Origin of the sequence: Methyloceanibacter sp., assembly GCF_050726195.1 — a bacterium.
In the GTDB taxonomy this organism is placed as follows: domain Bacteria; phylum Pseudomonadota; class Alphaproteobacteria; order Rhizobiales; family Methyloligellaceae; genus Methyloceanibacter.
On record NZ_JBOHJC010000030.1, the window covers coordinates 1 to 10615 of the forward strand.

6 protein-coding genes and 1 pseudogene are annotated in these 10615 nt (G+C 66.2%); 6 read left to right on the forward strand and 1 reads right to left on the reverse strand.

Annotated elements, in window-relative coordinates; all coding sequences use genetic code 11:
- The coding region (locus ACRECX_RS15210; RefSeq protein WP_431559694.1) for an O-antigen ligase family protein at nt 1-1016 on the forward strand (1016 nt) is incomplete at its 5' end.
- 65 nt (nt 1017-1081) lie between these two features.
- Nucleotides 1082-2356, forward strand: coding sequence for a Ppx/GppA phosphatase family protein (locus ACRECX_RS15215; RefSeq protein WP_431559695.1), 1275 nt, complete (start codon nt 1082-1084; stop codon nt 2354-2356).
- A gap of 3 nt (nt 2357-2359) precedes the next feature.
- Here the strand turns inward: ACRECX_RS15215 and ACRECX_RS15220 are convergent, their stop codons facing one another.
- A complete protein-coding gene (locus ACRECX_RS15220) occupies nt 2360-3850 on the reverse strand; it encodes a DHA2 family efflux MFS transporter permease subunit (protein WP_431559699.1) in 1491 nt (496 codons plus the stop codon).
- 16 nt (nt 3851-3866) lie between these two features.
- On the opposite strand from ACRECX_RS15220, the gene ACRECX_RS15225 reads away from it, so the two are divergent.
- The 4 genes and pseudogenes from ACRECX_RS15225 to ACRECX_RS15240 all read left to right on the forward strand — a co-directional run.
- Nucleotides 3867-4577, forward strand: a complete 711-nt coding sequence (locus ACRECX_RS15225) for an RlmE family RNA methyltransferase (RefSeq protein ID WP_431559696.1) — start codon at nt 3867-3869, stop codon at nt 4575-4577.
- A gap of 105 nt (nt 4578-4682) precedes the next feature.
- The gene (locus tag ACRECX_RS15230; protein WP_431559697.1) at nt 4683-5741 is read left to right on the forward strand and encodes a methyltransferase domain-containing protein; all 1059 of its coding nucleotides are present in this window, start codon (nt 4683-4685) and stop codon (nt 5739-5741) included.
- A gap of 171 nt (nt 5742-5912) precedes the next feature.
- Nucleotides 5913-6596 carry an MIP/aquaporin family protein gene (locus tag ACRECX_RS15235; protein WP_431559698.1) on the forward strand — a complete coding sequence of 228 codons (684 nt, stop codon included), beginning with the start codon at nt 5913-5915 and terminating at the stop codon, nt 6594-6596.
- Nucleotides 6597-6805: 209 nt separating this feature from the next.
- Nucleotides 6806-10615: pseudogene (locus tag ACRECX_RS15240) on the forward strand (hypothetical protein); the annotation flags it as partial.

The following is a 10615-nucleotide window of genomic DNA, read 5'->3' on the forward strand; positions in this document are numbered from 1 at the left end:
CGGACGAGACTCGCATTCTCGCCAAGTCGGCGCTCGCCGGCCTTCTCGTCGGGGTTACGTTCCTCCTTATCGAGCTTGCCCTCGACGAGCCGATCAAGCGCTTCGTGACCAACAATATTGTCGTGCTGTTCGATCTCGGCCCAAAGAATGTGAGGATCGTGGACGGCGAGCTGGCCGGCCTCCCGGCCTTCATCCTCAACCGCAACGTCACGAGCCTCGTCCTCCTGCTGATCCCAGGCCTGCTGTTCGCGTCCGCGCTCGCCGAGCGCGTCAAGCGGCACGTGGTGCTGGCCGGCTTGCTGCTCGGCGCCACGGCTTGCGTGCTCATTTCGGAAAGCGGAACCTCGGTGATGGCGTTCTTCGTCGGCGCAGCGGTGCTCGCTCTCGCCGCGCTATCATTGAAAGCGGCACGCGTGCTGCTCATGGCGGGATGGACGGCCGCTATACTGCTCGCTGTGCCGCTGGCGGGTCTGCCCTATGAGCTCGGGTGGAACCGCTGGACTTTCCTCCCGCCCGACAGCGTCGCCGCGCGCTTCTACATCTGGAAGAATTTCGCGGACGAGGTGGCGAAGCATCCGGTCGGCGGCACGGGCATTCGTGGCGCTCGGGCCTTGGACGTGCGGCTGCCGGCCGATCTCGGCTCGCTCGGCGAGCCGGCGCCTAAGGCCGACGGTCGGCGCGTGCCGCATCCGCACAACGTCTTTCTGCAAATTTGGCTCGAGCTCGGCGCCATCGGCGCGTTTCTCGCTCTCGGGGTCGGCCTCGCGGCCTTATGGCAGATGCGCAAGCTGCCGCGGTTGCTGGAAATCGCCGCAAGCGGCCTGTTCGCCGTTTGCGCCGCCGTCGCCGCGTCAGGCTTCGACCTGTGGCAGACTTGGCTCTTGACCTCCTACGCCTTCACCTGGGCGGCGCTCCTGCTCGCGGCGGGTTTGCCCGCACTTGCGCCCGAGGCCGCGAAAAGCCCGCGCTCCGGGGCTTCCGGAAATCCACCTTTACGTGTCACGAGACCTTGTTAGATTAGTCACATTGGATCAGCGCCGCAGCCGCCGGCCGGGCGAATGGGTGCCGGCAGGCTCCCGGCTTGAAGAGGTTGAACATCGTGAGTGGGCCGAGCGGCAATGGCCGCCCGGCTGCCATGCCTTCGCGTGACGTCAACGTCATGCGGAGCGAGACCGGCGATCGCGGGGGAGCGGCTTCGGTCCGCATCGAGGCGCGAGCCCTTGCGGGCGCGTCGGCCGAAGGCCTCGCTGGGGCAGCCGTGGACAGGACCGACGCGGGCGTGGAGCCCGCACTTCGCTCCGTCTACGGCGCGCTCGATCTCGGCACCAACAATTGCCGGCTGCTCATCGCCAAGCCATCGCGCCGCGGTTTCCTCGTCATCGATGCGTTCTCCCGCATCATTCGCCTCGGCGAGGGCGTACTGAATTCGGGGCGCCTGTCCGAGGACGCCATGAAACGCACGATCGACGCGCTCAGGGTGTGCGCCGACAAGATGCGGCGGCGCGGCGTGACCCGTTCCCGGCTGATCGCCACCGAAGCCTGCCGGACCGCCAGCAACGGCGACGAGTTCCTTGGGCGCGTGCGCAACGAGACCGGCCTTGCCATCGAGATCGTCGGCCGCGAGACCGAGGCCAAGCTCGCCGTGTCGGGATGCGCGTCGCTGCTCGACCGCAATTGCGACTGGGCGCTCGTGTTCGACATCGGCGGCGGCAGCTCGGAAATCATCTGGCTCGACCTCAAGCGCCTCGGGCGCACGTGGAAGCGCACCCTGCATGACCGCGTCGACGTGCAGAACTGCATTGCGGCCTGGACCTCGCTCCCCATCGGTGTCGTCAACCTGGCCGAGCGCCATGGCGGGCGCGAAGTCACACCCGAGGACTATGAGGCCATGGTCGAGGACGTCATGGCGGCGATCAAAGGCTTCGAGGCGCAGCATCGCTTCGGCGACAGGATCGCCACGAACCGCGCGCACTTCCTCGGCACGTCCGGCACAGTGACCACGATCTCCGGCATCCATCTCAAGCTGCCACATTACGAGCGCTCGCGCGTTGATGGCTGCTGGCTGTCGGCGCGCGACGTCCGGACCGTGTCGGGCGATCTCATCGCCATGACCTATGCGGAGCGGGTCGCGCAGCCCTGCATCGGCCATGAGCGCGCCGACCTCGTGCTCGCGGGCTGCGCCATTCTCGAGGCGATGCTCAGGGTGTGGCCGTGTCAGCGCCTGCGCGTTGCCGACCGCGGCCTGCGCGAGGGCATTCTCACCACGCTCATGGCGGAGGACGGCCACGACCGCCGCGCCAATCCCCGCCCGCACAAACGGCGGCGCGGATCCGGCGTTCATCCGGGCACGGGCTAACCGCTAGGTTTGGGCGGCCGTTTCGGGGACCTCGCCCACGGGGCGGGCGCGGGTGGCGAGGTTCGAGCCTGCCTCTTTCGGCAGACGCGCAAAGATCAACGCCGAGCTTGCCGCCACCAGAGCCACTAGAATGAACGCGGCGGGAAAATCGCTTGCCAGCACCTCGTGAGTGGCGCGGCCGATGCGCTCGACCTCGAGCACGAGCGCGCCGGTGGCGACGCCGGCCGACATGGAAAGCGGCTGCGCCACGCCGGCGAAGCTCGTCGCCTTGCTCATCGACTTCTCGTCGATGTCGGCGTAGGCGATCGAGTTGACGGCGGTAAATTGCAGCGATTTGAAGAAGCCGCCGACCAGAAGCACGGCAAGGATCACGACGTGCGGCGTGGCGGAGGTGAACAAGGCGGCAGCGGCAGTGAAGCCGGCCGCCACCACCGCGTTCCACACCAGCACGCGCTTGAAGCCGAAGCGGCGCAGGATGGGTGCCGCCGTGGTCTTCATGGCGACGGCGCCGACGGCGGTGGCGAAGGTGAGGAGTCCTGACTGCAACGCGGTCAGGCCGAAGCCGAGCTGGAACAGGAGCGGCAGCAGGAACGGGACGGCGCCGATGCCGATGCGGAACAGGAAACCGCCGACCACGCTGGCAAAGAATGTGTCGATCTTGAGAAGATTGAGATCGAGGAGAGGCGCCGCCGCCCGCTTGGCGTGCCGCACATAGAGGAAGCAGCCGACAATGCCGATCGCGAGCAGGCCGAGCACCACCGCCGGCGGGAACAGCCCCTGGCCGATGGTGGTAAAGCCGAAGGCGACGCCGGCGAGCCCGATGCCTGAGAGAAAGAAGCCCTTGATGTCGAGCGGCGGCACCGCCTCCTCGCGCAGATTGGCGATGTAGCGGGTGGCGAGGATGACGCCGAGGATGCCGATGGGGATGTTGATCCAGAAGATCCACCGCCAGGAGAACACGGTGGTGATGAAGCCGCCGAGCGGGGGACCGAGCACGGGTCCCATCAGCGCCGGGATGGTCAGCCAGGCGAGCGCCGAGATCAGCTCCGCCTTCGGCACGGATCGCAAAATGACGAGCCGTCCGACCGGCACCATCATGGCGCCGCCCATGCCCTGGACGATGCGGAATAAGACGAAGTCGGGCAGGCTCTGGGCGAAGCCGCACAGGGCCGAGCCCAGAGTGAACACGACGATGGCGGCGCGGAATATGGTGCGGGCGCCGTAGCGGTCGGCCATCCAGCCGCTCACCGGGATGAACACGGCGAGCGACAGGAGATAAGAGGTCAGCGCCAGCTTCAGCGCGATGGGGTCTTCGCCGAGATCGGCGGCGATCGCCGGCAGGGACGTGGCGATCACCGTGGAGTCCATGGTCTCCATGAACAGGGCGACCGCGACGATCAGGGTGACGAAATAACGGGGCATGTGCCAGGAGTTAGAGGGTAGACAGGTTGCACATGGGGCGAGCGGCGGCGCCGGGTCAAGGCGGTGCGGCAGATTGCTGGGTTAACTTATGGTAAGGACAACGAAGCGTGGCGGTCCGGGCGGCGGCAGCCGGAAGCTGACGGTCAGGGTCAAGACCGCCAAGGGGCGGAAGCTCGCCTCGACCCGTTGGCTCCAGAGGCAGCTGAACGATCCTTACGTCGAGGAGGCGAAGCGTCAGGGCTATCGCTCCAGAGCCGCCTTCAAGCTCACCGAGATCGACGACAAGCACCATCTGCTCAAGCGCGGCATGACGGTGATCGATCTCGGCGCGGCGCCAGGCGGCTGGAGCCAGGTGGCGGCGGCGCGGGTCGGGGCGGCCGAGGAGAAGGGCAGGGTGATCGCCGCCGACCTCAACGACATCGAGCCGATCCCCGGTGTTGAGTTCCTGCGCCTCGATATGAGCGATCCTGACGCGGGCGCGGCGATCAGAGCCGCGCTCGGCGGCGCCCAAGCCGACGTTGTTCTCTCCGACATGGCGGCGCCGGCGACCGGCCACCGCCAGACCGATCACTTACGCGTGGTGGCGCTGGCCGAGGCTGCGCTCGACATCGCCGAGGACGTGCTCAAGCCCGGCGGCGCCTTCCTCGCCAAGGTGCTGCAAGGGGGCGCCGATCACGATCTCCTGGCGCGGCTTCGCCAGGGCTTCGCCAAGGTCGCGCACATTAAGCCCAAAGCGAGCCGCCAGGATTCGGCGGAAGTCTATGTGCTCGCCACGGGCTTTCGGGGCGTCGCGCGATGACATTGGCCCTTCACAGAACTGTGCTTCTGCGTGCGCTCCCTGAGCCCCGCGACTGCTGCTAAACTCGTGCTGACACGGACCGGCCCGCGAACAAGGAGCGACGCCATGAACCTCGAAGTCGTGAAGGAGTATTACGGCAAGGTCCTGAAAAGCTCGGAGGACCTCAAGACCTCGGCCTGTTGCGACGGCGGCGGGGTGCCGGGCTACCTCGAGGCGCTGCTTGCCAACGTGCACGAAGAGGTCCGCGCCAAATATTACGGCTGCGGCATCGTCATTCCGGCCGCGCTTCAAGGCTGCCGTGTGCTCGATCTCGGCTCCGGCTCGGGCCGCGACGTCTACCTCATTGCGCAGCTCGTGGGACCGGACGGCGAGGTCGCCGGTGTCGATATGACCGACGAGCAGCTGGCGACCGCCGAGAACCACAAGGATTGGCACATGCGGCAGTTTGGCTACGCTCGCCCCAATGTGCGCTTCGTCAAAGGTTATCTCGAGAAGCTCGCCGCGCTCGATCTCGCGCCGGGCACGTTCGACGTGATCGTGTCGAACTGCGTCATCAATCTCTGCGTCGACAAGCTCGCGGTGTTGCGCGGCGCCTACGCGCTCTTGAAGCCGGGCGGCGAACTCTATTTCGCCGACGTCTATTGCGACCGGCGGCTTCCCGACGCGGTGCGCGCCGACCCGCTGCTTTACGGCGAGTGTCTGGGCGGCGCGCTCTATTGGAACGATTTCCTGCCGATGGCCAAGCAAGCCGGCTTCCTCGACCCGCGCCTCGTGACGAGCCGGCCCATCACGGTGGAGAACGAGGCGATGCGGGCTAAGCTCGGCCAGGCGCAGTTCTTCTCCGCCACCTACCGGTTGTTCAAGCTCGATGGTTTGGAGCCCGCGTGCGAGGACTACGGCCAGGCGGTGGTCTATCGCGGCGGGGTGGCGGAACAGGCCCAAGCCTTCGAGCTCGACGGGCATCATCTGATCGAGCGCGGCAAGGTGTTTCCGGTGTGCGGCAACACTTGGCGCATGCTCGCCGACACGCGGTTCCGCCCCTATTTCGATTTCGTCGGGGGCTTCGCCACGCATTACGGAATCTTCCCCGGCTGCGGCACGTCGCTTCCGTTCGCGACGAGCGCGCCAGGGCAAGGTGCCAAAGCCAAGTCGAGCTGTTGCTGACACTGTCGTGAAATTGTCATGCCCAGTCATCGTCATGGCCGGGCTTGTCCCGGCCATCCAATGAGGCCAATCCAAGAATCGTGACGCCGAGGTTGACGTTGACGCCCGATTGGATGCCCGGCACAAGGCCGGGCATGACGGGGTGGTGAAGGGGGCACGGGGTAGGGAACAATGCAGTTCGATCTGACGCGGCGGCTCGCGGCCGAAGCGCTCGGCACGTTCTTTCTGGTCATGGCGGTGGTGGGCTCCGGCATCATGGCCGAGGCGCTCGCCGGGGGGAACGAGGCGATCGCGCTCCTGTGCAACACTCTGCCCACGGGCGCCGTGCTGTTCGTCATCATCACCATCTTCGTGTCGGTGTCCGGCGCGCATTTCAATCCGGCGGTGAGCCTCGTCATGTGGCTCCGCGGCGCGCTTCCCCGCACTGACACGCTCGCCTATATCGCCGTGCAGATCGTCGGCGGTTGCCTTGGCGCCATCGTCGCTCACCTGATGTTCGACCTTGAGCCGCTGCAATTCTCGCAGACCGCGCGCACCGGGATCGGCCAGTGGGCCGGCGAGTTCGTGGCGACGTTCGGCCTGATCGCCACGATTCTCGGCTGCATACGCTTCAACATGGCGGCGCTCGCGCCGGCGGTCGGCCTCTACATCACGTCGGCCTATTGGTTCACCTCGTCGACATCGTTCGCCAACCCGGCGGTGACGATTGCCCGGGGCCTGAGCGACACGTTTGCAGGCATCGCGCCCTCTGACGTGCCCGGGTTTCTCGTTGCGGAGATTCTCGGCGCGCTCGCCGCCGCGGCCGTGTTCGGCTGGCTATTGGGGTCGACCGGCGCTACCGCCAAAACCAAGTAGGCCGCTGTCGTCATACATTTGTATGACGACGGTCCGGCCCCAGCGGCCATAAGCTCACGCTCAACCTTGACCGGAAGGGCGTGCATGCGGACCGGAAACACAATCAAGAGCGGTTTGAGAGGGTCCCGCCTGTTATCCTTCGCGGAGCCGGCCATTAGGGCGCGCCGAGCGTTCGAAGGCCACTGGGGAGGCGTTTGGAAGAGCGGAAAGTGACGGCGCGGTGGCTGCGCCGTTTGGCGGTCGTCACCGCATTCGCAAGTCTTGCTCTCCTGACCGGCGGGCCATCGGCACGCGAGGGGTCGCTTGTAACCTCCCCACCGCCGCCCCTAGCCGAACCCACAAAGCAGTACGGACCTAATCCCGCCTACCGGCTCACGCCGCAGATCGACCGCATCATCCGCCTCGCGCAGCGCAACAAGAAGGAGGAGGACAAGGGTGGCGCGACCGGCGGCGGCACTGGAGGAACTACGTTTAAGAAGACTGCGCCGGTCGAGAAGAAGGTGGCGCCGGTCAAGAAGGAGACTGCTCCGGTCGTCAAGAAGAAGGTGGCACCGGTCAAGAAAGAGACCGCTCCCGTCTTCAAGAAGAAGGTAGCCCCGGTCAAGAAGGACACGGCGCCGGTCTTCAAGAAGAAGGAAACGGCACCGGTCAAGAAGGAGCTGGCGCCGGTCAAGAAGGAGCTCGCTCCGGCCATCAAGAAGGAGACGGTGCCGATCCAGAAAGAGATTGCGCCGGCTGAGACCACGGCTCCAAGCACCGGGCCGACCGAGGAGCAGCTTCAGGAGAACAAGGCGTTCTGCGCGCAGAATCCGAACGATCCGTCTTGCTCGAAGGACGCGGCTCCGCCGGCGGCTACCGGGCCGAGCGAGCAGGAGCAGGAGAACATCGAGTTTTGCGCACAGAATCCGAACGACCCAAGCTGTTCGAAGGATGCGCCGCCACCGCCGCCAGATGAGCAGCCTGCGGCAGAGGAGAAAGCCCCGCCGGCCACCGAGAAGATCTGCGCCGCCAATCCGAAATATCCCGGCTGCGACAAGCTCAGCCAGCAGCCATCGCTCGGCCCTGCGCCGGAGGACGCAGGGAAGGTCGGGAGCATTTGCGAGCAGAACCCGCAACTGCCGCAATGCCAGGGGACGCAGGAGACGACCCAGCCCGGCGTGCCCGGCGGCCGTCCCGAAGAAGAGGAGGTCGAAGAGGAAGCCGTCGAGGGTCCGCCTGTTGCCCCCGACGACGAGGATGGCGGAGGACCACCCGGCTTCATACCGCCAGGCGCGCCTGCGCCAATTCCTCCCGGTCCCCCGCCGTCACCGCCGCCTGCCGACGATGACGAGGAAACGACCGGCCCCACGATCCAGACGGTCACCGAATGTCCGGGGGAGCAGGTCAGGTTGGAAGACGGCACCTGCGCCGACAGCTGTCCTCCCAATGTCGCGGCGGTCAACGGCGTGTGTCCTCCGTTGGTGTGTCCGGACGGCACGTACCGGACGGAAGATGGAACCTGTACGGCGCAATGCCCTGAAGGAACCACTGCAAGCACGGGGACCGAACCGGAGTCCTATTGCGTCCCGCAATGTCCCGAAGGCCAGTTGACAGAGTTCGTACGGTGCGTTGACCAGTGTAGCGGCGGCTACTTCCAGCACCAAGACCAGTGCGTGGCATCGTGCCCCGACGGGCTATTTGCATCCGAAGGTCAGTGCGTGGCGAGTTGCCCGGCCGGACAGCTGGTGGGTCTCTTCGACCGATGCGTAGAGAGCTGTCCGGAAGGCTATGCCGCCTCGGAAGGGCAGTGTGTGACCGTCAGCGAGCAAGGCTGTCTGGGCGGCGACGTCCTCGACGACAATGATCAATGCATCGCCTACATTGACTGCTACCAAAGCGGACGTGTTCCCTATGAGGGCGAGTGCCGCGACGAATGCCCGGGCAGCCTCGTGCAACTTGGCAGCATGTGTCCGGAGGAATGTCCCGAAGGCTGGTTCGATGAGAACGACCGCTGCTGGTTGTACTGCCGAGCGGGGTTGGAAGGGTCCCAATACTCCTTCGGGTCTTGCCGCGAGTGCCCGTCCGGATCGGTCTTTAATGAGGATGGCGGCGGATGCCGGCAGGAATGCGCCGCCGATCAGGCCTACTATAACGGCCAATGCGGCCCGGCTTGTGACTTCGGCACTGAAGTGCCCATAGATGGCGCGTGCGTTCCGGTGGCCGAGATCGGGTACGAGGATTTCGAATCGTTTTGCGTCGAAATGCTAGAGCAATCGGGTGGAGCGCAGCTGCCCCCGGAGTACGCCGGGGCGACGCCAGAGGAGACTTGCCAGAACATTGTCGACCAGCAGTGCAGTGAGGGTGAGGGGTTGTTTGGTAATGCGAGCGAGTCCGCAGCCTGCCGCGAGCGGCCTTGCGGCGCAAATCAGGTCAATACCGATGGCGTGTGTTCTTGCACGGCCGGGACCTTCGCCGGCGCAGACGGCCAGTGCCTGACCCAATGCCCTGAGGGGACATTCGGCAGTGACGGCCAGTGTCTCACCGCCTGCGCCGGGGGCCAAGTTGGCTATCAGGGCGTGTGCGCTTCAGGATGTCCTGCCGGGACCTTTGCCTCAGGCGGCGTGTGTCTTGCGGCGTGTCCTGACGGAAGTGTCCCCGTTGGCGGCCAGTGCCGTACGCAGTGCCCGTACGGCTACGATCGCATCGGTGACAGTTGCGTCGCCGGTTGCGCGCCCGGCGAGACCCGGGGCGAGGACGGTCAATGCGCAAATCCCTGTTCGGGAGGCCAAGTCTTCGTTGGCGGTCAATGCCGCGACCCATGTCCGGGAGTCGCCGTAATGAGCAACGGTGGATCTTGCACCGCGAATTGCTCGGGTGCTCAAGGCGGTCTGCCGGGGGCGGGAGGCATGATCGTCGGTGACTTTTGCCGGCCGACGTGGGAAGCCACCCCGGAGGAGGCGATCGAGCGGTGCATGGGCGGCTTCTTCGAAAGCTGGCAACCGCCGGGCACGCCGGATCGAGCAACCTGCGAAGTCGCCCTGGCGGAACGTTGCGCGCAGTTTGACAATCAGCCCGGCGCCATTCCTGCCTACTGCGTGCAGACCGGTCAGCCTGATGTCGCGTGGGAGCCGCCTGACGTCGTCGCTGAGGGGCCGCCGGCCAATGGCGAAGCACCGGTCAATGGCGAGGCGCCGCCTGACGGCGCGCCACCGCCGGCAGACAGCGCCCCACCCGCAGATGATGCCGCGCCGCCGGAGGATGGGACGCCGGTGATGGACCAGCCGCCACATAGCGGCTGCCCAGAAGGAACATTCGTGCCTCTGCACCCGCAGAACGGCGAGTGCTTGGCGCAATGCCCGCCAGAAACGGTGGGCAATGACAACGGCTACTGCGTCGCCGAGACACCTGACGATCAGCCCCCGCCGCCGCCTGTCACCGGTGGAGCGCCGCCGGTTACCGGGGGACCGCCGGCAAGCGGCGAGCCACCATCACCTGCGTCGGCCGCGCCGGTCACTGGCGAGCCCGAGGCGCCGCCGGCCAAGCCCAAGAAGCCCACGCTCGCGGAGCTGACGAAAGATGCCCCAATTCCGTTGAAACTCCCGACCGGAATGCCGGTGGCGGTGGTCATCGGCATCGGCGACTACGACAACAGCGAACTCCCCGCCGCACCGCAGGCGATCGGCAATGCGGCGCACGTGGTGCGATTCCTGAAGGACGATCTCGGGCTCGACGATCTTCGCATCATCGCCGGGCGCAACGCGACGCTTGCAGAGCTCGAAGAAGTCTTCGGCAAGACGGGCGACACCAAGGGCGAACTGCGCGACCTGGTGCGGAAAGAAAATCCGTCGGAGGTCATCGTCTATGTCTCGGGGCGGGCGCGCGCGGTGGACGGCGGCAAGGACGTGCTTCTGCGTCCGGCTGACGCCGATCCGGAGAAACCCGAGACGGCGCTGTCCCTGGCGCGGCTGTACAACCACCTCGCCGCCATTGGCGTGCCGAACCTGCGACTCTATCTCGATCCTACTTTCGTCAAGGGCGAC

Excerpts from the sequence above, each read along its gene's own strand:
- ACRECX_RS15225 (WP_431559696.1), top strand. The coding sequence starts at position 3,867 with ATGGTAAGGACAACGAAGCGTGGCGGTCCGGGCGGCGGCAGCCGGAAG.
- ACRECX_RS15230 (WP_431559697.1), top strand. The coding sequence starts at position 4,683 with ATGAACCTCGAAGTCGTGAAGGAGTATTACGGCAAGGTCCTGAAAAGC.
- ACRECX_RS15235 (WP_431559698.1), top strand. The coding sequence starts at position 5,913 with ATGCAGTTCGATCTGACGCGGCGGCTCGCGGCCGAAGCGCTCGGCACG.